The sequence below is a fragment of the Nocardioides pini genome (assembly GCF_026712185.1).
GTDB lineage: Bacteria > Actinomycetota > Actinomycetes > Propionibacteriales > Nocardioidaceae > Nocardioides > Nocardioides pini.
The window spans coordinates 160792-182713 of record NZ_JAPPUX010000002.1 but is presented as its reverse complement, the minus strand read 5'-3'; the positions used below and the strand labels follow the sequence as shown (position 1 = coordinate 182713).

21 protein-coding genes are annotated in these 21922 nt (G+C 72.0%); 14 read left to right on the top strand and 7 right to left on the bottom strand.

Annotation, left to right across the window (positions count from 1 at the left end):
- Nucleotides 1-4: 4 nt before the first annotated feature.
- From NYO98_RS07070 to NYO98_RS07055, 4 genes are all read left to right on the top strand, one after another.
- On the top strand, nucleotides 5-457 hold the full coding sequence (locus NYO98_RS07070; protein WP_268110855.1) for an Lrp/AsnC family transcriptional regulator: 453 nt from the start codon (nucleotides 5-7) through the stop codon (nucleotides 455-457).
- 7 nt (nucleotides 458-464) lie between these two features.
- A complete protein-coding gene (locus NYO98_RS07065; protein WP_268110854.1) occupies nucleotides 465-1034 on the top strand; it encodes a TetR/AcrR family transcriptional regulator in 570 nt (189 codons plus the stop codon).
- A 255-nt stretch (nucleotides 1035-1289) separates the two neighbouring features.
- Nucleotides 1290-1625, top strand: a complete 336-nt coding sequence (locus NYO98_RS07060; RefSeq protein WP_268111434.1) for a hypothetical protein — start codon at nucleotides 1290-1292, stop codon at nucleotides 1623-1625.
- Between the two features lie 23 nt (nucleotides 1626-1648).
- Nucleotides 1649-2272, top strand: coding sequence for a maleylpyruvate isomerase family mycothiol-dependent enzyme (locus NYO98_RS07055; protein ID WP_268110853.1), 624 nt, complete (start codon nucleotides 1649-1651; stop codon nucleotides 2270-2272).
- A gap of 126 nt (nucleotides 2273-2398) precedes the next feature.
- Here NYO98_RS07055 and NYO98_RS07050 read toward each other — a convergent pair whose 3' ends face one another.
- Nucleotides 2399-3343, bottom strand: coding sequence for a hypothetical protein (locus tag NYO98_RS07050; RefSeq protein WP_268110852.1), 945 nt, complete (start codon nucleotides 3341-3343; stop codon nucleotides 2399-2401).
- A gap of 202 nt (nucleotides 3344-3545) precedes the next feature.
- A complete protein-coding gene (locus NYO98_RS07045) occupies nucleotides 3546-5012 on the bottom strand; it encodes a KamA family radical SAM protein (RefSeq protein WP_268110851.1) in 1467 nt (488 codons plus the stop codon).
- Between the two features lie 175 nt (nucleotides 5013-5187).
- Here NYO98_RS07045 and kdd point away from each other — a divergent pair, with 175 nt between their 5' ends.
- The 7 genes from kdd to NYO98_RS07010 all read left to right on the top strand — a co-directional run bounded on the left by kdd (nucleotide 5188) and on the right by NYO98_RS07010 (nucleotide 12303).
- The gene (gene kdd / locus NYO98_RS07040; protein ID WP_268110850.1) at nucleotides 5188-6267 is read left to right on the top strand and encodes an L-erythro-3,5-diaminohexanoate dehydrogenase; all 1080 of its coding nucleotides are present in this window, start codon (nucleotides 5188-5190) and stop codon (nucleotides 6265-6267) included.
- Nucleotide 6268: 1 nt separating this feature from the next.
- Nucleotides 6269-7855, top strand: coding sequence for a lysine 5,6-aminomutase subunit alpha (gene kamD, locus NYO98_RS07035; RefSeq protein ID WP_268110849.1), 1587 nt, complete (start codon nucleotides 6269-6271; stop codon nucleotides 7853-7855).
- Complete coding sequence (gene kamE / locus NYO98_RS07030) at nucleotides 7852-8604, top strand: lysine 5,6-aminomutase subunit beta (protein ID WP_268110848.1); 753 nt, start codon at nucleotides 7852-7854, stop codon at nucleotides 8602-8604. Before kamD ends, kamE begins: the two co-directional genes overlap by 4 nt.
- Nucleotides 8601-9011, top strand: coding sequence for a 3-aminobutyryl-CoA ammonia lyase (gene kal, locus NYO98_RS07025; RefSeq protein ID WP_326494421.1), 411 nt, complete (start codon nucleotides 8601-8603; stop codon nucleotides 9009-9011). The genes kamE and kal overlap by 4 nt, the downstream gene beginning before the upstream one ends.
- A 414-nt stretch (nucleotides 9012-9425) precedes the next feature.
- Nucleotides 9426-10997: an apolipoprotein N-acyltransferase gene (lnt, locus tag NYO98_RS07020; RefSeq protein WP_268110847.1), complete on the top strand. Its 1572-nt coding sequence runs from the start codon at nucleotides 9426-9428 to the stop codon at nucleotides 10995-10997.
- A gap of 26 nt (nucleotides 10998-11023) precedes the next feature.
- Nucleotides 11024-11746 (top strand): polyprenol monophosphomannose synthase, encoded by a 723-nt coding sequence (locus tag NYO98_RS07015; RefSeq protein WP_268111431.1) that lies wholly within the window; start codon nucleotides 11024-11026, stop codon nucleotides 11744-11746.
- Complete coding sequence (locus NYO98_RS07010; RefSeq protein ID WP_268110846.1) at nucleotides 11743-12303, top strand: FxsA family protein; 561 nt, start codon at nucleotides 11743-11745, stop codon at nucleotides 12301-12303. The genes NYO98_RS07015 and NYO98_RS07010 overlap by 4 nt, the downstream gene beginning before the upstream one ends.
- Nucleotides 12304-12327: 24 nt before the next feature.
- Here NYO98_RS07010 and NYO98_RS07005 read toward each other — a convergent pair whose 3' ends face one another.
- The 3 genes from NYO98_RS07005 to NYO98_RS06995 all read right to left on the bottom strand — a co-directional run bounded on the left by NYO98_RS07005 (nucleotide 12328) and on the right by NYO98_RS06995 (nucleotide 15166).
- Complete coding sequence (locus NYO98_RS07005; protein ID WP_129454004.1) at nucleotides 12328-12708, bottom strand: RNA polymerase-binding protein RbpA; 381 nt, start codon at nucleotides 12706-12708, stop codon at nucleotides 12328-12330.
- A 264-nt stretch (nucleotides 12709-12972) separates the two neighbouring features.
- Nucleotides 12973-14334 (bottom strand): MFS transporter, encoded by a 1362-nt coding sequence (locus tag NYO98_RS07000; protein ID WP_268110845.1) that lies wholly within the window; start codon nucleotides 14332-14334, stop codon nucleotides 12973-12975.
- 28 nt (nucleotides 14335-14362) lie between these two features.
- Complete coding sequence (locus NYO98_RS06995; RefSeq protein ID WP_268110844.1) at nucleotides 14363-15166, bottom strand: glycerophosphodiester phosphodiesterase; 804 nt, start codon at nucleotides 15164-15166, stop codon at nucleotides 14363-14365.
- Between the two features lie 35 nt (nucleotides 15167-15201).
- Between NYO98_RS06995 and NYO98_RS06990 the strand changes: the two genes are divergently transcribed.
- Nucleotides 15202-15462: a TFIIB-type zinc ribbon-containing protein gene (locus NYO98_RS06990; protein ID WP_326494420.1), complete on the top strand. Its 261-nt coding sequence runs from the start codon at nucleotides 15202-15204 to the stop codon at nucleotides 15460-15462.
- Between the two features lie 273 nt (nucleotides 15463-15735).
- Here the strand turns inward: NYO98_RS06990 and NYO98_RS06985 are convergent, their stop codons facing one another.
- Together NYO98_RS06985 and NYO98_RS06980 are read right to left on the bottom strand one after the other, a co-directional pair.
- Nucleotides 15736-17259, bottom strand: a complete 1524-nt coding sequence (locus tag NYO98_RS06985) for a helix-turn-helix domain-containing protein (protein WP_268110842.1) — start codon at nucleotides 17257-17259, stop codon at nucleotides 15736-15738.
- Between the two features lie 69 nt (nucleotides 17260-17328).
- Complete coding sequence (locus NYO98_RS06980; protein ID WP_268110841.1) at nucleotides 17329-18861, bottom strand: hypothetical protein; 1533 nt, start codon at nucleotides 18859-18861, stop codon at nucleotides 17329-17331.
- Nucleotides 18862-18950: 89 nt separating this feature from the next.
- On the opposite strand from NYO98_RS06980, the gene NYO98_RS06975 reads away from it, so the two are divergent.
- Complete coding sequence (locus NYO98_RS06975; RefSeq protein ID WP_268110839.1) at nucleotides 18951-19967, top strand: zinc-dependent alcohol dehydrogenase family protein; 1017 nt, start codon at nucleotides 18951-18953, stop codon at nucleotides 19965-19967.
- Complete coding sequence (locus NYO98_RS06970) at nucleotides 19964-21760, top strand: alkaline phosphatase D family protein (protein WP_268110838.1); 1797 nt, start codon at nucleotides 19964-19966, stop codon at nucleotides 21758-21760. The genes NYO98_RS06975 and NYO98_RS06970 overlap by 4 nt, the downstream gene beginning before the upstream one ends.
- The last annotated feature ends 162 nt before the right edge of the window (nucleotides 21761-21922 follow it).

Below are 21922 nucleotides of genomic sequence, written 5' to 3'. Positions count from 1 at the left end.
GCGCGTGAGCTCACCAGAGGTCGAGTCCAAGGACCGGCAGATCCTCGCGCTGCTGGCCGCCGACGGGCGCATGTCCTTCACCGACCTGGGCAAGGCGACCGACCTGTCGACGTCCGCGGTGCACCAACGGGTCAAGCGGCTCGAGCAGCGCGGCCTGATCACGGGTTACGGAGCGACCGTCGACCACGACCAGCTCGGCCGGCCGCTGACCGCCTTCATCTCGATCACGCCGATCGACCCGTCCCAGCCCGACGACTACCCCGACCGGCTCCGGGGCATCTCCGAGATCGAGTCGTGCTGGTCGGTGGCGGGCGAGGAGTCCTACATCCTCAAGATCCGCGTCGCGACGCCGCTCGCGCTCGAGGAGCTGCTCGCTCGGATCCGGGGGGCCGCGAGCGTCTCCACCCGCACCACGATCGTGCTGTCGACGCCCTTCGAGAACCGTCCCGTCGACTGACCTCGCGATGAACGACCGTCGCACCCTGCTGCTCGACGCGGCGCTCGAGCTGGTGGGGACCCAGGGGATGCGCGGGCTCACCCACCGCGCCGTCGACGCGGCGGCGGGCCTGCCGCCGGGGTCGACGTCGAACCACTTCCGGACCCGCGAGGCGCTGCTCCTCGGCATCGTCGAGCGCTTCATCGTCCGCGAGCGGGCCATGGCCACGGGCCCGCGCGACGAGGTCGACCCCACGCCGGAGGGGGTCGCCGCGGCGCTGGGCCGCTTCGTCGACCGCGCCCTCGGCCCCGACCGCATGGTGACGCTGGCCCGCTACGCCATCCTCGTCGAGACCGCGCAGCACCCCGAGCTGCGCGAGGGCATGGCCGCAGGCGCCGACCGGGTCGACACGTGGACCCTCGACCTCATCACCCGCGCGGGGTCCCGGTCCCCGGACCGCGACCTCGGGCTCCTCGCCAACTACGTCACGGGGCTCGTGCTCCACGAGCTGGCGCTGCCCTCGCCCGACCTCGACGCCGCCGCCCGGATCCGCCGCGTCATCGACACCCTGGGCTGGACCGGCAGGGCGACCTCTTGACCGGTCGTCACTACAGGTGTAGTGATGAGGGATGGCAGATCGGCGCACCCAGCTCCTCGATGCGGCCGTCGAGGTCGTCGCCGACCAGGGGCTCGGCAGGCTGACCCACGCTGCCGTCGACGCCATGGCCCGGGTGCCGACGGGCTCGACGGTGGAGCAGTTCCCGACGGCGCGGGCGCTCCTCGAGGGCGTGACGGAGCGGTGCATCGAGCGTGAGCTGGAGATGGCCGCCGGGCCCGACCCCACGATCGAGCCATCACCCGCGGGGATCGCCGCCATGTTCGGCCGCTTCGTGGGCCGCGCGCTGGGAGCGGACCGTGCCTCACGCTCGCCCGCTACGAGCTCCAGGCCGGGGCCGCCCGGACCCCGTCGCTGCGGGCGTTCTACGCCGTCGGGGCCGACGCGGTCGACACGTGGGCCGTGGACCTCGTCACGCGCGCCGGCTCCCACCACCCCCAGCGCGACGTCGGCATCATGGCGAACTACGTGACCGGTCTGGTCTTCCACGAGCTCGCGCTGCCCTCGCCGGACCTCGACGCGGCGGGCCGGATCCGCGGCGTCATCGACGCACTCGGCTGGGAGGCACGATGAACGGCACGTCCACGCTGCAGGACATGACCCGCGCACAGCGCGACGGGTTCGTCGAGACCCTGAAGGGACTCACGCCCGAGCAGTGGCAGGCACCGTCGCTGTGTTCGGAGTGGCGGGTGGTCGACGTCGCCGCCCACCTCGCCTGGGCCCCGGTGCTCGGCCCGGGCGCCGGCATGGCCGCGATGGTGCGGCACGGCTTCTCGATGAACCGGATGATCGCCCGCTCGGCCGTGGAGTGGTCCGAACGCGGACACGACGCGATCCTCGCCCAGCTCCGGGACAACGCCCGGACCGGTGCGACGCCGATCGGCATGCCCCCGGTCGCCGGGCTGGCCGACGCGGTCGTGCACGGTCTCGACGTACGCCGTCCGCTCGGGCTTCCGGCCCACGTGCCGGTCTCGGCGCTGGCGCCGCTCGCGGACTTCGTCCTCGACACCCCCTGGCCGCTGAACACCGTGGTCGGCGGCAGCGCCCGACGCCGGGTCGCCGGCGTACGCCTCGTGGCGACCGACACCGACTGGACCCACGGCTCCGGCCCCGAGGTCCTCGCCCCGGCCGAGGCCCTCCTGCTCCTCCTCCACGGCCGCCCCCTCGCCCCCGACGACCTCACCGGCCCCGGCGCCCCGACCCTCCTCGCCCGCCTCTGACCTCCCGCAGCGATCCCCGGTCCTTGCGCCCGAGCGTGACGGACTCCCCGCTCGAGCGGGGAGTCCGTCACGTGGAGGGGCGTACAACCCACATCAGGTGTCGGACCTGGCCAACAAGAACGACGATCAGCGGGCGCTTGCCCGACTCTTGAGCGCCTCGCGGATCCGGCGGGCGAGCACGGCCGGGCGCTGCAGGTCGGCCCAGGTGACGCGGATGCAGATCCAGCCCTTCCGCACGCAGATCTGCTCCTCCCGCCGCTTCTCCCGCATGAGGTAATCGCCGAGAGACTCGCCGGGTCGGCGGTGCTGCTCGTACTTGATCCGGCCGTCGAACTCGAGGAAGACACCGAGCTCGGCCCACAGGAAGTCGACGATCCCCAGCAGGTTCCCGCGCTCGTCGTACACCGTGACCTGCGGCTCGGGTCGGGGGACCCGCTGCTCGAAGAACAGGTGCCACGTCCGAGCTTCTGCGACGTTGGTGAGGCGGGCGTCGGCGCGAGCCAGGACGAGCCTCGTGCTGAGACTCCCGGGCCAGCGGCGCGCAGCGGCCGCCGCGTCGTGCAGCTCGGCGACCGACGCGAGCTCCCGGTGCAGCACTCCGCACGCCGCGACCAGTCCGGCCTCGGTGCCATGCACGGTGGCCACCTCGATGGCTGCGCGCGCCGGGTGGGTGGCCGGGACGCTGTCGCGTGTCGCCCACCAGCGCTTGCCGAGCGTCGCGTGGTGGTGCACGACGCCGGCCTCGCGTCGACCGGCCCGCCCGTCGGTGCGTGTCAGGTGCGTCTCATCCAGTCCGACGCCCCACAGCGGGACCCCGTGCTCGGCGAGGCTGTTCTCGTGAGACAGCACCGCGGACTCGTGGGCGGTGCGGAGCACGGCTCGCGCACGCGCACGCATCATCCCGACCTCATCGAGCTCCTTGACGAGATCTGTCGGTGCGTACGCCCCGTAGCGGAGCTTGGTGAGCACTCCGGCCTTCACGTGGGCGCGGATGTCGCGATCGGTGAATCCTTCTGCCAACAGCTCGCGCCGGAGCATGACGTCGGTGAGGGACAGCTGGAACTCGGCCATGCGCTACTGGTGCCCGGGACCACCCGCCCCCGAAACGGTGCCCGACGCGGCTGTGGAGAACTCCGGACTGGTTGGGGTAGTCCGTCACCTGGAGGCCGTTGTGCACCCCTTGAAGTGGCGGACTCCCCGCTCGAGCGGGGAGTCCGAACTCAGCGGACAGATGCCAGCAGCTGTCGGCCAGCGGCAGACGGCGCCGGGCGACCTACCAGGCCTGGAGGGCGGCGGTACGGCGGGAGGCCTCGGCCATCTCGGCGGCCTTGAGGGAGGCCTCGTCGAGGCGCCCGTGCTCCTCCCACCACTGCTGGCCGGACTCGGGGAGGGTGTGGATCGGGTCGTAGTACTCGTAGTAGCGCGAGAGGGCCTCGGCGTCGTCGGACTCGATCGAGGTGCGGTAGTTCTTCGTCCAGTAGGAGATGCCGTGCTCGGTGTCGTAGTCGGCGTTCTGGTGGACCCAGCGCTTGCCGACGAACGGCACGTCGCACACGATGCGCGGCGTCGCGAAGCCCGGCAGGTAGCCCATGATGTGGTGCTGCAGGCGCTGCGCGTCGGCGAGCGAGACCCGCCAGTGCTCCGAGAACGGGATCATGTCGCACATGTAGAAGTAGTAGGGCATGATCTGCGCGCCGTCGAGGAGGCGGAAGCACAGGTCGAGCAGCGCGTGCGGGTCGGCGTTGACGCCGTCGAGCAGCACGCCCTGGTTGCGTACGTCGCGCAGGCCGGCGTCGAGCATCGCGCGCGAGGCCTCGGCGACGATCGGCGTCACGGAGTTCGCGTGGTTGGCGTGGGTGTGCATCGCCAGCGAGACGCCGCGCGAGCGGGCGACCGAGGCGACGCGGGCGACGCCCTCGACCACGTCAGGCTGCAGCCAGTGCTGCGGGAGGCCGATGAGCGCCTTGGTGGCGAGCCGGATGTCGCGGATGTTCTCGACCTCGAGCACCGACATGAGGAACGCCTCGAGCCGGGGCCACGGCATGTTGGCGACGTCGCCGCCGGAGACCACCACGTCGCGCACGGACGGCGTGCGACGCAGGTAGTCGAGCATGTCGCCGAGCCGGTCGTTGGGCTTGCCGGCGAACTTGAGCTTGTCGATGACCGGGGTCGAGTTGCCGACCAGGTCCATGCGCGTGCAGTGGCCGCAGTACTGCGGGCACGTCGGCAGCAGCTCGGCGAGCACCTTGGTGGGGTAGCGGTGGGTGAGGCCCTCGGTGGCCCACATGTCGTGCTCGTGCAGCGAGTCGCGCGCCGCGTGCGGGTGGGAGGGCCAGTCGGTGCGGCGGTCGCTGAACACCGGGACCATGTAGTGGCGCACCGGGTCGGCGTAGAACGCCTCGGTCATCGACCCGGCGCCGGCCGGCTCGAACGTCGGCACCATCGTGTTCATCATCTGCGGCGGCACGAGCATCGACATCGTGGCCCGCTCGGCCTGGTCGCGCTCGAGGTCGGCGTAGAAGCGCTCGTCGAGCAGGTCGCCCATCAGCTCACGGAGCTGCTTGACGTTCTTGACGCAGTGGGCCCGCTGCCACTGCACGGAGGCCCAGTCCGCGGCGCTCACGTCGGCCCAGCCCGGGAACCGGGTCCAGTCGGGCTCGACGAGCTCGACCCGCTGGTAGGGGTAGGGCTGGCCGGTGGCGAGTGCCCCCTCCAGCGAGGTGGCGGTCTCGATGCTCATGGGTTCTCCTCGCGGGTGGCCCCGGACCGCTTCCGCGGCGGGGGTCAGGTCTGACGGCGCGCCGGTTGTGTGTGCGGCGACACATCTGGGAGAGTACGTGGAGAACATGCGGCGAGTCCAATGCCACGCCGCAAGATTTGCGGTTGTACGCGCCGAACCTAGAAGGATGCCCTGCATGAACCCCTCCTCGGACATCCAGGCGGACGTCCGCACCAGTGACCCGACCGGCCTGCACCGGGTCCTCGACGACGCGGCCGTGCTGCCGCAGGCCGCCCGCCGTCTCGACACCCGCGCCGAGCTGTGGCCCGACGAGGTGCGCATCCGCGTCGAGCGGCTCAACCTCGACGCAGCGTCGTTCCGCCAGCTCGAGCGCAAGCACACGAAGTACGGCGAGAGGCACGGCGACGCCGTCCGCGCCGAGGTGCTCGACATCGTCGCCACCCGCGGCAAGATGCAGAACCCCGAGACCGGCTCCGGCGGCATGCTCGTCGGCACCGTCGAGGAGGTCGGCCCCGAGTCGCCGCTCGGCCTCACGGTGGGCGACCGCGTCGCGACGCTCGTGAGCCTCACGCTCACCCCGCTCGTCATCGAGGACGGCCTGGCCCGCTGGGGCGGCGACAGCGAGCAGGTGCCGTGCGACGGCTACGCGGTGCTCTTCGGCCGCTCCATCGCCGCGGTCATCCCCGACGACCTCGACCCGGCGCTCTCGCTCAGCGTGATGGACGTCTGCGGCGCCCCGGCGCTCACCGCCCGCGTCGTGGAGGAGTACGCCGCCCGCAGGCAGGCGCCGGTCGTCGCCGTCGTCGGGGGAGCGGGCAAGTCCGGCTCCCTCAGCCTTGCCGCGGCACGGCAGGCCGGCGCGGCCCGCACCATCGGCGTCGTACCGCACCAGGACGAGCACGACCTGCTGACCGGGGCCGGCCTCGCCGACGTCGTCGCCGTCGCCGACGCCCGCGACCCGATCGCGCTGCGGGACGCCGTGACCGCGGCCGGCGGCCCGGCCGACGTCACCGTGGTGTGCGTCGACGTCCCCGGCTGCGAGGGCGGCGCCATCCTCGCCACCGCCGAGCGGGGCACCGTCATCTTCTTCTCCATGGCCACCAGCTTCAGCGCGGCCGCCCTGGGGGCCGAGGGCCTGGCCGCCGACGTGCGGATGCTCGTCGGCAACGGCTACGTCCCGGGCCACGCCGCCTACGCGATGGAGCTGCTGCGCGGCGACGCCGGCGTCCGCGGACTCTTCGAGCGGAGGCTCTGACATGGCCCGAACGACGAGTGCGCTCGGCATCGACCGCGCGGACGTGCGCCGCGCGCGCACGCTCGCCCGCCAGGTCGGCAAGCCGATCGTCGACCTCGCCCAGCGCCACACCACGGTCAGCGTGGAGCGCGCCACCCTGCGCCTGGCCGGCCTCGGCGGGGCCGACCCGGACGGCACGCCCTGGGTCAACCGCCTCGCCGACGTGGTCCGCGCCGACGTGGGCCTCGAGCACGGCGTCAGCCTCCCGGTGTGGGACGCGCTGCTCCGCGGCGAGGGCGACGACCTGCTGACCCTCGCGCAGAAGGCAGCCGCCGGCTCGGTCACCTTCCGGGTGCCCGAGGGCAGGGACGCGAAGCGGGCCGGCGCCGCCGCGCGCAAGGCCGTCGGCGCCGGCATCAAGCAGATCGACCGCCAGCGGGTCGCGCGCGAGCGGATGATCGCCAAGGTCGGCGACGCGCCGAGCAAGCCGTGGATCTACCTGATCGTCGCCACCGGCGACATCCACGAGGACATCCCACAGGCCCAGGCCGCGGCCCGCGAGGGCGCCGACGTCATCGCCGTGATCCGCTCCACCGGCCAGTCGCTGCTCGACTTCGTGCCGGAGGGCGCGACCCGCGAGGGCTTCGCCGGCACCTATGCCACGCAGGAGAACTTCCGCCTCATGCGGGCCGCCCTCGACGAGACGTCGAAGGAGCTCGGCCGCTACGTCCGCCTCACCAACTACGCGTCCGGCCTGTGCATGCCGGAGATCGCGGCCCTGGCCGGCCTCGAGCGGCTCGACATGATGCTCAACGACTCGATGTACGGCATCCTCTTCCGCGACATCAACCCGATCCGCACCTTCGTCGACCAGCGCTTCAGCCGGCAGGTCCACGCCCGCGCGGGGATCATCATCAACACCGGCGAGGACAACTACCTCACCACCGCCGACGCGATCGAGGCCGCCCACACGGTCACGACGAGCCAGCTGCTCAACGAGTACTTCGCCAAGGAGGCCGGGCTCGAGGACTGGCAGCTCGGCCTGGGCCACGCCTTCGAGATCGACCCCGAGGTCCCGGACTCCTTCCGCCTCGAGCTGGCCCACGCGATGCTCGCCCGCGAGCTCTTCCCGGACGCGCCGCTGAAGTGGATGCCGCCGACGCGCCACATGACCGGTGACATCTTCAAGGGCTACCTCCTCGACGGGTTCTTCAACCTCGTCGGCGCCATGACCGGCCAGGGCATCCTGCTCGTCGGCATGATGACCGAGGCGGTCGTGACGCCGTGGATCTCCGACCGCGACCTGGCCCTGCAGAACGTCCGCTACGTGATGAACGCCGCCGGCAACCTACGTGAGGACTTCCACCCCTCGCCCGACGGGTTCATCGCCTCCCGCGCCCGCGAGGTGCTGGGCGAGGCCATCGACCTGCTCGAGGAGATCAGGGCCGACCGCAGCGTGCCGGGCGAGCCCCCGCTGCTCTCCGCCATCGCCGACGGCACCTTCGGCCTGATGAAGCGACCGGCCGACAAGGGCAAGGGCCTCGACGGCGTCGCCGAGAAGGCGAGCGGCTACTACAACCCGGCGACCGAGATCCTGGAGGAGAAGTGAGCCTCATTCGTCCCTATGGCGACACCACCGGAGACGGCATGGTGCAGCTCTCCTTCACCCTGCCCATCGAGCACTCCAAGGTCGCCGAGGGCGCCGCGGTGCAGCTCGCGAACAAGATGGGCATGGACCCGGCGCTGGTGGTGCACGCCAAGCCGATGGGGGAGGGCTTCACCTTCTTCGTCGTCTACGGCCGCGTCAACCACCTCGTCGACCCGAGCACGGTCGAGGTCGTCGAGCGCGACTACCCGCTGCTGACGCCGAAGGAGGCCAACGCCGCGATCAAGCGGTCCCTGCGCCGCCGCCTGGTGGTCGTGGGCGGCTGCATCGGCACCGACGCGCACACCGTCGGCATCGACGCGATCCTCAACATCAAGGGCTTCGCGGGGGAGAAGGGCCTGGAGTACTACCGCGAGCTCAAGGTGGTGAACCTCGGTGCGCAGGTGTCGGTCCCGCAGCTCGTCGAGGCCGCCCGCGAGGAGAAGGCCGACGCGGTGCTCGTCTCGCAGGTGGTCACCCAGCGCGACGCCCACCTGCTCAACACCCGCGAGATGTCCGCGGCCTTCCGCGAGGCCTACCCGGCAGCCAAGCGTCCGCTGCTCGTGGTCGGCGGCCCGCGCTTCGACGAGACGATGGCCGGCGAGCTGGGCGTCGACCGCGTCTTCAGCAGGGGTACGACGCCGGGCGAGGTCGCGTCGTTCATCGTCCACCGCCTCGCCGGCCCGAGGACCACCCAGGAGAAGGCCTCATGAGCACCCCGATGACCGACCGCGTCGGCACCGTCGTCACCCACCGTCGCTACGTGCCCTACTCCCACGCCCACTACGCCGGGAACCTGGTCGACGGCGCCTACAGCCTCGGGCTGTTCGGCGACGTGGCCACCGAGATGTGCATCGTGCTCGACGGTGACGAGGGCCTCTTCGCGTCCTACTCCGACGTCCAGTTCCGGGCCCCGGTCCGCGCCGGCGACGTCCTCGAGATCACCGCGACGCTGGTGCGGGAGGGGACGCGCAGCCGGGTCATGGACTTCGCCGTGCACGTCGTCGGGAGGGGTGCTCCGACCGACGACGCGCCCGGTCGCGCCGAGGTCCTCGACCCGCCGGTGGTCGCCACGACCGCCACGGGCACGGTCGTCGTACCCCCCGCGCCGCGAGGCTGATACCCGCAGGACCGGCGTGTCATGCGTCGACACGCCGACGGTCCGGCATTTGTCGGTGAAGTTTCACCGTGGCACCGGTTCGTTGACCTGCGACAACGCGCGTCGTCGCAGGTCAGGGACGTGTTGACACCTCCGCGTGGGGGAGAGAGGGTTCCGTGGTCCGCCTGTGCAGCTCGCGGGTGGCGCCTTCGACAGAGCGGAGCCGAGCGTGGGGCACGTCCAGCCAGCGGTGCCCACCGTTCGTCGACGAGTCGACGGCGCCCCGCGGGGGCTGGATGCGGGAGGGACCCCGGGGCCGTAGACAACTTCGCGCGCTCGTCAGCCAGACGGGTGCGCGTTGGTCCGAAGCCCCCCGGTTCCTCCCGCACCGCTGCAGGCGCTCGACGCCGCCCGGCCGTCGGCTACGGTCTGTGCGTGCTGGTCCGCTGCCTCCTCGCGTTCGTCGGCGGGCTCGTGCTGGCGGCGGCGTTCGAGCCGATCGGCTACTCGTGGCTGATGCCGCCGGCGATCGCGGTGCTCGTGCTCTGCATCCGCGGGCTCGGGCCGCGCCGGGCGTGGCTGCCGAGCCTGGTCTTCGGCGTGGCCTTCGTCTACGCCGTGATGGTCTGGATGCGCTCGGTCGGCACGGACGCGTGGATCGCGATGTGCGCGATGGAGGCGGCCTTCTTCGTGCCGCTCGGCATCGGCATCTCGTGGAGCATGCGCGTGCGCGCCTGGCCGGTCCTCGCCGCGCTGTGGTGGGTCGGGATCGAGACGTGGCGCAGCGGGTTCCCCTTCAGCGGGATGCCCTTCGGCCGGCTGGTCTACGCCACGGCCGGCACCCCGTGGGCCGACGCGCTGCCGTGGATCGGGATGACGGGCGTCAGCTTCCTGGTCGCCCTGACCGGCACCACGCTCGCCTGGGCGCTGCTGCAGGTGCGCTCGCCGTCACGCGCGGCCTACGTCGCCGTTGGCGCGCTCGCCGTCGTGACGCTGGCGCCCGCGCTCGTGCCCTACCCGCTCGAGCGCACCGGCACGGCCACGGTCGCCGCCGTGCAGGGCGACGTTCCCGGCACGGGCCTCAACGTGCCGGCCGTCCACCGGGAGGTGACGGCCAACCACGTGCGGCTGACCGAGGACCTCGCCGACGCCGTCGCCGCGGGGGACGAGCCGCGACCGGACTTCGTGGTCTGGCCGGAGAACTCCACCGCGGTCGACCCGTTCCTCGACACCGAGGTCCACGCCGGCATCGTCGCGGCCTCGGACGCGATCGACGTGCCGATCATCGTGGGCGGCACCAACAGCAACCCGCTCGACGACACCCAGGTGCTCAACCAGGGGATCGTCTACCAGCCGGGCCTCGGCAGCGGCGACCGCTACACCAAGCGGCACCCGGTGCCGTACGGCGAGTACATCCCGTTCCGCGGCAGCAGCTGGATGCCGTCGACCTACGGCCGGCTCACCGAGGTGCCCCGCGACATGGTCCGCGGCACCAGCCTGGAGCCGATCCGGGTCGGCGACCTGCGCGTGGCCGACGCGATCTGCTTCGACGTGGCGTACGACGAGGGCATCGGCGGGCAGGTGGCCCGCGGTGCCGAGCTGGTGACCGTCCAGACGAGCAACGCGATGTTCAGCCGCACCGGCCAGCTGGCACAGCAGTTCGAGATCAGCCGCCTGCGGGCCCAGGAGACCGGGCGCTGGGTGGTGGTGGCCGCGATCAACGGCATCTCCGGCGTCGTGCGCCCCGACGGCTCGGTGGTCGCCTCTGTCCCCGCACGCGGGCAGGAGGTGCTCGTGGAGGAGGTCGGGCTCAGCACGACCCGCACCGTCGCCGTCCGCCTCGGCGTGTGGCCCGGACGACTCGTCATGCTCTTCCTCGTCCTGCACACGGCGACGGTCCTCATCACCTATCGTCGTCGCCGGCAGCGCGACCGCGCCGACCACCAGCTGCAGCGCGTGACGGCGCCGCAGTCCCCGGAACCCCTGGAGCGAGGTACGCCCGCGTGAGTGTCGACGGCCTCGGTCGCTGCGTGATGGTCATCCCGACCTACAACGAGTCGGAGAATCTCGAGTGGATCGTCGGGCGCCTGCGCGCGGCGCAGCCCGGCGTCGACGTCCTGGTCGTCGACGACAACAGCCCCGATGGCACCGGCGAGATCGCCGATCGGCTCGCCGCCGCGGACCCGGCCGTCCGCGTCGTGCACCGCATCGAGAAGGCGGGGCTGGGCGCGGCCTACCTCCACGGCTTCGAGGTCGCGCTCGGCGCGGGCTACGACGTCGTCGGCGAGATGGACGCCGACGGCTCGCACCAGCCCGAGCAGCTCCACCTGCTGCTCGACGCCCTCCGCACGGCCGACCTCGTCATCGGCTCGCGCTACGTCCCGGGCGGCTCGGTCGTCAACTGGCCGGTCCAGCGCCTGCTGCTGTCCCGGGGCGGCAACCTCTACGTCCGGCTGCTCCTCGGGATCCGCGTCAAGGACGCGACCGCCGGCTTCCGGCTGTTCCGTCGTACGACGCTGGAGGCGATCGACCTTGCGTCGGTGAGGTCTACTGGATACGTGTTCCAGACCGACCTCGCCTACCGCACCGTCAGCCGCGGCCTCCGCCTGACGGAGGTGCCGATCGAGTTCATCGAGCGCGAGCGCGGCGACTCCAAGATGAGCGGACAGGTCGCGAGCGAGTCGTTGCGCATGATCACCCGGTGGGGGCTCTCCGAGCGCCGCCAGCAGCTGCGACGGAGCCGGGGCCGGGCATGACCGCCCCCACCCCGCCCCCAGCGCCGCGGCGACGGCGCCGCTGGGTGCGCCCGGCGCTCGCGGTGGCCTTCGTCGTCGTGCCGCTGGTCGAGATCTGGGTCATCCTGCAGGTCGGCCAGCTCGTCGGGCCGTGGTGGACCATCGTCCTGCTGGTCCTCGACAGCATGCTCGGCGCCTGGCTGATCAAGCGTGAGGGCGGTCGCGCCTGGGTGGCCCTGCGCGAGGCGCTCCAGCGTGGCCGGATGCCCGCCCGCGAGATCGCCGACGGCGCCTTGATCCTCATCGGCGGCACGCTGATGCTCAGCCCCGGCTTCGTCCTCGACATCGCCGGGATCCTGCTCATCCTGCCCTTCACCAGGCCGGTGGCGCGCCGGCTGCTGACCACCGTCGTCGAGCGCCGCCTCGTGGTGGCTCCGGCGTTCGGCACGCCGTTCGGGCGTCAGGGGTCCGGGCCGGGGTTCGGCTCGGGCTTCGGTCCCGGTTTCGGGCCCGGAAATGACGAGAGCCCCGGACCGGGGCCCGGGGGGCCCGTGGTCCGGGGCGACGTCGTCGAATGACGCTCGACCCGAGGGGTCGAGGCGTCAGCTGACGCGCTTCTTCTTGTTGGCGCGGTGCAGGTGCGCAGGGCCGATCTCGCCGCCGCGCAGCAGCTCGAGGCGCTCCTTGAGGATGTCCTCGAGCTCCTTCTCCGAACGACGCTCCAGGAGCATGTCCCAGTGCGTGCGTGCGGGCTTCTCGACCTTCTCCTCCGGGAGGATGCCGGCCGTGCTCAGCGCCTCGGCGCCGCAGCGCGGGCACTCCCACACCGCCGGGATGTCGGCCTCGACCGACATCGTGACCTCGAAGTCATGTCCCTGCTTGCACCGGTAACCGACCTGCTGGCGAGCTGCGAACTCGATGCCGCGCTCATCCTCGAAACTCTGGCCGCCGAGCCGTGCGCCACGTAGTGTGCGCTCCGCCACCGTGCCCACCTCCATTGGGTTGCTGACACCCGATGTGTTGTGACCGGGTTCTCCAGGTGCAACGAGCCAGATCGTGGATCGTGACGCCGCTCGTGACGACGCGGCTCGGTTGCGCCCGGAACTTCTACGATCTTCAACGGTAGCGGGGACGTCACAATTCCGCGGATTCGTGGTGTCGTCAGCCACGCTCAGGCGAGACGAACTTCACCCCATGGGGTGGACCCCGCCCCGCGAGGGTGCAGGTGGTCGGAGAACCGGTCGGGCTCAGATCACCGCGGGCACGTCGTTGCCGGCCTCGCGGATGCCCCGCTCGGTGTCGACGCGGGTGAGCAGCAGCCCACCGATGACGAAGAAGGCGATCAGGGCGAACAGCGCGGGCCGGTAGGAGTCGGTGATCGCCAGCACGATGCCGAAGGTGGCCGTGCCGAACCACGACGTCCCGCGGTCCATCGCGTGGTAGAAGCTGAAGTACTCGGCCTCCTTGCCGCGGGGGATCAGCAGGGAGAAGTAGGACCGGGCCAGCGCCTGCGTGCCGCCGAGCACGATGCCGATGGCGACACCCATCACCAGGAACAGCGCGACGTTGCCGGCCGGCAGGAAGAGCCCGGCCGTGACGATGAGGCACCAGATCGCCAGCCCCATGAGGATGGTCCGCTTGGCACCCATCCGGCCGGCGAGCCGGCCGAAGAGCAGCGCACCACCGAAGGCCACGAACTGCACCATCAAGATGGTGGCGATGAGGATGGTCTGGCCGTGGCCGAGCTCCTCGGAGCCGTAGACCGACGCGGACGCGATGACGGTCTGGATGCCGTCGTTGAAGAAGAGGTAGGCCACCAGGAACGTCAGCGCCATCGGGTACTGGCGCATGTCGCGCAGGGTGGCGGCGAGCTGGCCGAAGCTGCGGCGGACCGCGTTGCCCTCGACCTGCTCGACCGCGGCCGGCGGGTGGTCGTTGAGCCGCAAGTAGGGGATGAAGGTGAAACCGGCCCACCACACGGCGGCCGAGAGCATGCACAGGCGGGCGGCGAGGGCCTCGTCGAGCCCGAGGGCCTCGTGCCCGAGGTAGACGGCGAGGTTGAGCACCAGCAGGAGCCCGCCGCCGAGGTAGCCGAACGCCCAGCCGCGGGACGAGACCCGGTCGCGGTCGTCCTCGTCGGAGATGAGCGGCAGGATCGAGTCGTTGACCACGCCGGCCGCGCCGAAGAACAGGTTGCCCAGCACGATGCCGACGGCGGCGAGCTGCCAGTCGTCGCCGGTGGCGAAGAAGATCAGCGCCGCGAAGAACGACCCGGTCCAGGCGAGGGTCGCCAGCAGCCGCTTCTTGTTCGCCACGCGGTCGGCGTACGCCCCGAGCGGCGGCAGGATGAGCGCCGACAGGATGGTGGAGACGGTGATCAGCCAGAAGAACAGCGAGTCCGGCGGGAGCGAGAGCCCGGCCGCCTCGAAGCGGCCGTCCTCGCCGCCGACGGCGTTCTCGGCCAGGTTGATGAAGTAGGGGCCGAAGAAGACGGTGCCGATGGTCGTCGTGTAGGCGCTGTTGGCCCAGTCGTACCAGTACCAGGCCTTCTGCTCGCGGACCTGCTCGAGCGGCTTCAGGTTGGCGATGCCGCCCTCCACGTCGGTCATGCGTCCCTCTCCATGGGTTCCCCTGCCGTCACCGGTCGGGGCCGTTCCACTGCCCGCGGGCGCGGAGCACGTCCCTGAGTATGTCCGTGCGATCCGTCATGATGCCGTCGACACCACGGTCCAGGAGGGCGTTCATCTCAATTGGGTCGTCGATGGTCCAGACGTGCACCTGCACGCCGGCCGCGTGCGCGCGGCGCACGAGCCCGCGCGAGACCACGAGCAGGCGACCGCGGCGGTGGGGCACCTGCAGCGCCACCGGCCGCCCGCGGGTGAGCCACCGGGCGAGCCGGCCGCTGGGTGATAGCACGAACGCGACGACCTCGAGGGGGTGGGCCGAGGTGGCCACCCGCCCCCCGGTGCGCCCGCGGAACGCGTTCATCCGGCGGCCGGAGAACGAGCCGACCAGCACCCGGTCCCACGCCCCGCGCTCCTCGATGAAGCGGGCGAGCGACTCGACCGCGCCGTCCGACTTGAGGTCGACGTTGAAGCGCGCCTGCGGGAACGCGTCGACGAGGTCGGCCAGGGTCGGCACCCGCTCGCGACCGCCGATCAGCGCCTGCTGCACCTCGGCGTACGTCGACTCCGCGATGCTGCCGGTGCGGTCGGTCACCCGGTCCAGGACGGTGTCGTGGAACGCCAGCAGCACCCCGTCGCTCGTGACGTGGACGTCGGTCTCGAGGTAGGTGTAGCCCAGCTCCACCGCGTGCGCGAACGCGGCGAGCGTGTTCTCCAGCCCCTCGATGTCGGGGTGGTAGGCGCCGCCCCGGTGGGCGAAGGCCAGCGGCCGCGGCGCGTCGAGGTAGGCCGGTCCGGTCGGGTGCGGTGGTTCCACGCGAGAAGTATGGGGGGCAGCGGTACCGTCGAGGGATGGAGAGCATGACGTGTCCCCGGTGCGGTGTCGAGATGGATCAGCGGACCCACGGCGAGGCGACGGTCAGCTCGTGCCCGGAGGGGCACGGGGTGTTCCTCGCGCGCGCCGACCTGGGCATGCTGGTGGAGGCGGAGAACGACTGGCACCGCAACGCCGGCCAGCACACCGCACCCCTGCCCCGGATCACCCCCGACATGACCGCCCCGCCCACCCCGGGCAAGGTCTCGCGCGCCTGGGTGGAAACGCTCTTCAACTAGGCTCGCTCCGCTCGCTCTGTCCGCGGCGCTCGTAACCCGCTCGTTCGTCGTCGCGCCTGCGGGCTCCCCCGCTGCGCTCCTCCGGCCTTGAGCGCTCCTCCTGCACTCGCGGGCGCGCCACGGACCTCCCGAGGATCAGCTGTCGCCGTCCCGCGTCGCGACGGCGCCTGCAGGAGGAGGGCTGCAGCCGGGGGAGCGGAGCGGAGGAGGGTGCGGCAACGACGACGAAGGCGCCGTCTTCCAGCGCCGCGGACACGAGCGAGCGGAGCGAGCTCAAATGTCTCTGAACGTCTCGATGTTGGCGCCGAGCTCGTTCAGCCGCTCGGCGAGGTCCTCGTAGCCGCGGTGGATGACGTACGTCGAGCGCAGCACGCTGCGGCCCTTCGAGGCGAGCATCGCGATCAGGAGGACGACGGCGGGGCGGAGGGCGGGCGGGCACACGATCTCGGCGCCGGAGAAGTGCGTCGGACCCTCCACGAGCACCCGGTGGGGGTCGAGGAGCTTGACCTGGGCGCCGAGCTTGTTGAGCTCGGTGAGGTAGATCGCGCGGTTCTCGTAGACCCAGTCATGGAGCAGGGTCTGACCCTCGGCGACCGCGGCGATGACCGCGAAGAACGGCAGGTTGTCGATGTTGAGGCCCGGGAACGGCATCGGGTGGATCTTGTCCAGCGGGGCGCGGAGCTCGGAGGGACGCGTGGTGATGTCGACGAGGCGGGTCTCGCCGTTCAGGGCGGCGTACTCGGCGGAGCGGTCGTAGCGGAAGCCCATCTCCTCCAGCGTGGCGAGCTCGATCTCGAGGAACTCGATCGGCACCCGGCGGATGGTGATGGACGACTTGGTCACGATGGCGGCCGCGAGCAGCGACATCGCCTCGATCGGGTCCTCGGCGGGCGCGTAGTCGACGTCGACGTCGATCGTCGAGCGGCCGGTGACCTTGAGGGTCGTGGTGCCGATGCCCTCGACGGTGACGCCGAGCTTCTGCAGGTAGAAGCAGAGGTCCTGGACCATGTAGTTGGACGAGGCGTTGCGGATCACGGTGGTGCCGGGGTGCAGGGCGGCGGCCATCAGCGCGTTCTCGGTGACGGTGTCGCCGCGCTCGGTCAGCACGATGGGACGCTCGGGCTCGAGCGCCCGGTTGACGCGAGCGTGGTAGGCCCCGTCGGTGGCCTTCACCTCGAGCCCGAAGGGGCGCAGAGCGGCCATGTGCGGCTCGACGGTGCGGGTGCCGAGGTTGCAGCCACCGGCGTAGGGGAGCTCGAACTCCTCGGTCCGGTGGAGCAGGGGACCGAGGAACATGATCACCGAGCGGGTGCGGCGGGCGGCACCCTCGTCGATCTGCGAGAGGTCGAGGTGGGCCGGCGGGACGATCTCGAGGTCGTTGTCCTCGTTGAGCCAGCGGGTGGCCACGCCGAGGGAGTTGAGCACCTCGAGGAGGCGGTTGACCTCCTCGATGCGTGCGACCTTGCGCAGCGTCGTACGGCCCTTGTTGAGCAGCGACGCGCACAGCAGCGCGACGCCGGCGTTCTTGGAGGTCTTGACGTCGATCGAGCCGGACAGCGTCGTCGGGCCGTCGACGCGCAGGTGCGTGGGTCCGGCGCCGAGGGCGACGATCTCGGAGTCGAGTGCCGCGCCGATGCGCGCGAGCATCTCGAGGGAGAGGTTCTGGTGGCCCTTCTCGATGCGGTTGATGGCGCTCTGGCTCGTGCCGAGCAGCTCGGCCAGCTGGTGCTGGGTGAGCCCGCGGTGCTTGCGGGCGTCGCGGATGAGGTTGCCGATGCGACCCTTGTAGTCAGCCATGCCGACCACGGTATCTCAGATATGAGATAAGGCCAGATCGGCGCACCGGGTGCTGCGTCACAGGGTCGGTCACCGCTCGCAGCGGCGCACGACCTCGGCGTCGCACTGGTCGCGGCGCCCCCGGCCGCCGTCGGCACGGTCACGGCCGGCACCGCCGACCAGCCGGTCGGCCGCGGCCGCGGTGCCCACCATCACGTCGTTGCCGCGGCCCCCGAGGCTCACCTGCTGCCGGCGGGCGCGGTCGGGGGCGGCCAGGCCGGCCGTGCCGAGGAGGCGGAGCCGGTCAGCGCCTCCCTGACCCTGGACCACCACGTCGTCGCCGCTGACGGCCACCCGGTCGCGTCCGGGGCCGGCCCACACCCGGGCCGACCAGCTGTCGTCGACCAGGACGTCGTCCCGTCCGCCCCGGGCGCGGATGGTCACGTCGTGGCCGCTGGCGACGAGGCGCTCGGCCCGACCGGTGCCCACGAGGACCGTGGCGGCGCCGGGTGCGTCGCTGCCGTCCAGCACCACGTCGCGGAACCCCCGGAACGTGCCCGAGCGTCCGTCACAGGTCGCCGTGCGGGCCAGGCGCACGGCGAGCACGCTGTGGCACACCGACGAGATCGACGCCTCGTCGCGCCCGGGCCCGCCGTCGGCCGAGCGGGGGATGAAGGCGTTGTTCCACGACTGCACGCCGAGGCTGTCATCGCCCCCGCCGAGGCTGACGTCGCCGACGAGCACGTCCGCGAAGGTGACCGCCTCGCCGGCGTCGGTGCCGACGAAACCGACCGCGGGACCCGCGACCACGAGCCGTCGTGGGCTGCCGACCACGAAGGTACGCACCTCCCCCGACCACGTGAGCGCGGTCGCTCCCGCCGCGGTGACCGTGCGCGCCCGGTTGTCCACGACGACCTCGCCCGAGACCGGCGCGCCCAGCCGGAGGGGCGAGCGCACCTCGAGGAGCGGGTCGGAGGCGAGGGAGAAGTCGAGGAGCGCCTGCGGCCCCATGGGGCCGCTCACGACCGCCCGGCCACCCCGGGCGCCGAAGGTGATGCGGTCGGCGTTCGGGGCGTCGGCCGGCGCCGCGGTGTGCACGGTGGCCGCATCCGTCACGACGTCGGACTGCCGACCGACCAGCGCGGGGTCGGCGACGTCGGCGACGTCGAAGTCGCCCCCGAAGCCGTCCGCGAACACCTCCTCACCGACCCCGGCGCCCTGGAAGCTGTCGCTGCCCGGGCCGAGGACCACGGTGGTGTAGATGCCGGTGGTCCCGGCCGGGGTCAGGTTGACGACCCTGTCGTCGCCGGTCCCGGTGTCGAGGAACCCGTAGGGAGGTCGGGAGTCGCGGTCGTTGATGTCGGCCCTGCCCGCCGCCAGGCAGACGGTGTCGTTGCCGCCCTTGGCGTCGAAGGTGTTCCACTGGCCCGGCTCCATGGAGACGACGTCGTCACCCTCCGTGCCCTGCGTGACCGTGGTCGTCGCGACGATCGTCACCGGCTTCCCGTCGCACGTCGTGGGCGCCGATGCCGCGCCGGCCGGCGCCGCCACGAGCCAGGTGGAGGGGACGGCGACCAGCGCGGAGAGGGCTGCAGTGGCGCGGACTGAGGCAGGGTGAGGCATGGCTGCTCCCGGACGTGTGGGGTGACGTTGTGGGTTGAGGACGCCCCTGGGGAGGCAAAGGTTGCCAGACCGCGTGGCAGGATCGCCGCATGCGTGCAACGACCATCCATGCCCCCGGCGACATCCGCTTCGAGGACGTTCCCGACCCCCGGATCGAGGAGCCCACCGACGCCATCGTGAAGGTGGTCGCGGGCTGCATCTGCGGCTCCGACCTGTGGCCCTATCGCGGCGAGAACGACGTCACCGCGGGGTCCACCATCGGCCACGAGTGCGTCGGGGTCGTGGAGGAGGTCGGCTCGGACGTCTCGACCACCAAGGTCGGCGACTTCGTGATCGTGCCGTTCTGCCACTGCGACAACACCTGCGCGCACTGCCGCGCGGGCATGCAGTCGGCGTGCGTGAACCTGGGCATCACCCAGAGCGGCCAGGGGGAGTACGCCCGGGTGACGCAGGCCGACGGCAGCCTCGTCGCGACCGACGGGATGCCCGACGACGACCTCGTTCCGTCCCTGCTCGCCCTGACCGACGTCATGGCCACCGGCTGGCACGCCGCCGTCGCCGCGGGCGTGCAGCCGGGCCACACCGTGGTCGTGGTCGGTGACGGCGCGGTGGGCCTCAGCGGCGTCCTGGCGGCCGCCCAGATGGGCGCCGAGCGGGTGGTCGCGATGTCGCGGCACGAGCCGCGCCAGGAGATCGCCCGTGCCTTCGGCGCGACCCACGTGGTCGCGGAGCGCGGCGCGGAGGGCGAGGAGCGGATCGCCGACCTGACCGACGGCGTCGGTGCGGACGCCGTGCTCGAGTGCGTCGGCACCGACGGGGCGATGAAGACGGCCTTCACGGTCGCCCGACCGGGTTCGACCGTCGGCTTCGTCGGCGTGCCCCACGGCGTCGAGCTGCCGGTGCGGCGCATGTTCCAGAAGAACGTGGGGCTGGCCGGCGGCATGGCTCCCGTGCGCCGCTACCTGCCCGACCTGCTCGACCGCGTGCTGTCCGGCGCGATCGACCCGGGGAGGGTCTTCGACCTGACGCTGCCGATGGCCGAGTCGGCCGAGGGCTACCGGGCGATGGACGAGCGCCGCGCGATCAAGGTGCTCCTGCGCCCATGACAGCGTCCGAGGACCGGCTGCTCCTGGGCCCGCTGCTCCGCTACGTCGACGAGACCTCGGCCGCCGTCTGGGTCGAGACCGACGGCCCGGCCACGGTCACCGTCACCCGGGGCGCGGCCACCGCGAGCGCCCCGACGTTCGTCGTCCACGACCACCACTACGCGCTCGTCGAGCTCGACGCCCTCGAGCCCGGCACCACCGAGGCCTACACCGTGGCGCTCGACGGGGACCGCGCCTGGCCGCCGACCGGCTCGCCCTTCCCGGACCCCGTCATCGCCACCCTCGAGGCCGGGCGCCCGCTCCACCTGGCGTTCGGCTCCTGCCGCACGTCGGTCTCGCACGACGAGAAGGGCAACAGGACCCACGGCGTCGACGCCCTGCGCGCCTGGGCGCTGCGCGTCGCGGGCCAGGTCGAGCCGGCCGACGCCTCCGACGCCGACCTCGACCCGGACCGGCTGCCCGACCTGGTGCTCTTCCTGGGCGACCAGGTCTACGCCGACGAGACCACCGACGCGATGCGGGAGTTCATCGAGTCCCGGCGCGACATCGAGCAGGCGCCGTGGACCGAGCTCAAGGACTACGAGGAGTACGCCCACCTCTACAAGCTGGCCTGGTCCGACCCGGCCAACCGGTGGCTGCTCTCGACCGTGCCCAGCGCGATGATCTTCGACGACCACGACATCCGCGACGACTGGAACACCTCGATGGACTGGCGCCGCGAGATGGAGGCCACGTCGTGGTGGCACGGCCGGATCGTCGCCGGACTGGCGTCCTACTGGGTCTACCAGCACCTCGGCAACCTGTCGCCCGTCGAGCGCGAGAAGGACGAGGTGTACGCCTTGGTGCGCGCGCACCGCGGCGACGCGGAGCAGGACCTCGGTCCGTTCCTCGACGAGTTCGCGGACCGCGTCGACCAGCACCCGCAGACCTACCGCTGGAGCTACACCCGCGACTTCGACACGCAGGCACGCCTCGTGGTCGTCGACTCGCGCGCGGCCCGCAAGCTCGATCCGGACGACCGGGCGATGCTCGACGACGACGAGGCGGCCTGGCTCGACGAGCAGCTGCGCGGCGACGTCGACCACCTGCTGATCGGGACGTCGCTGCCGTTCCTGCTCGCCCGGGGCCTGCACCACCTCGAGGCCTTCAGCGAGGCGCTCGCCCAGGGGGCATGGGGCGAGCGGGGTGGCCGGGTGGGGGAGCGGCTTCGCCAGCTGGTCGACCTCGAGCACTGGGGCGCCTTCCAGAGCAGCTTCCAGGAGGTCGCCCGGCAGGTGATGGAGGTCGCCGCCGGTGAGCGCGGCCGGGCGCCGTCCACCGTCACGTTCCTCTCCGGCGACGTCCACCACAGCTACGTCAGCGAGGCTCGTCCGCGCCGCGGTGGCCGGGCGCTGCGCTCGACGGTGCTGCAGGCTGTCTGCTCGCCGATCCGCAACCCGCTCTCCCGCAACATGCGGTTCGCGACCGCGGTGCTCTCCTACGGCGTCGCCGGACCGATGGGCCGACTGGCGTCGAGGTCCGCGCACGTGCCCGACGCGCCCCTCACGTGGACCTACGCCGAGGGACCGTGGTTCGACAACAACCTGGCGTTCCTGCGGCTCGCCGGACCGAGCCTGCGCATGTGGTGGGTCACCGGCGAGGTCCTCGACGACCACGACCGTCCGCGGCTGGCGAAGGTCGAGTCCTACGCCCTCGACGAGGACGGCAATCCGCCGCCGCGAGAGGGGTTCGCGTCGAAGGTGGGCCGCCGGGTCCGTCGCCGTGCGAAGGACGACTCGGTGCGCGAGCGCTGACCGACGGGTCGGGGCGGGCGGGTCAGGCGTTGCTGAGCACGCGGTCGCGACCGTGGGTGCAGCTGCACGTGTCCGAGCACGGGAGGTAGGTGTGACGACCGTGGCCGCACTCGCTGCACGGCAGGTCGTGAGAGAGGTGGACCGAGCTGGTCTCGACGGTGT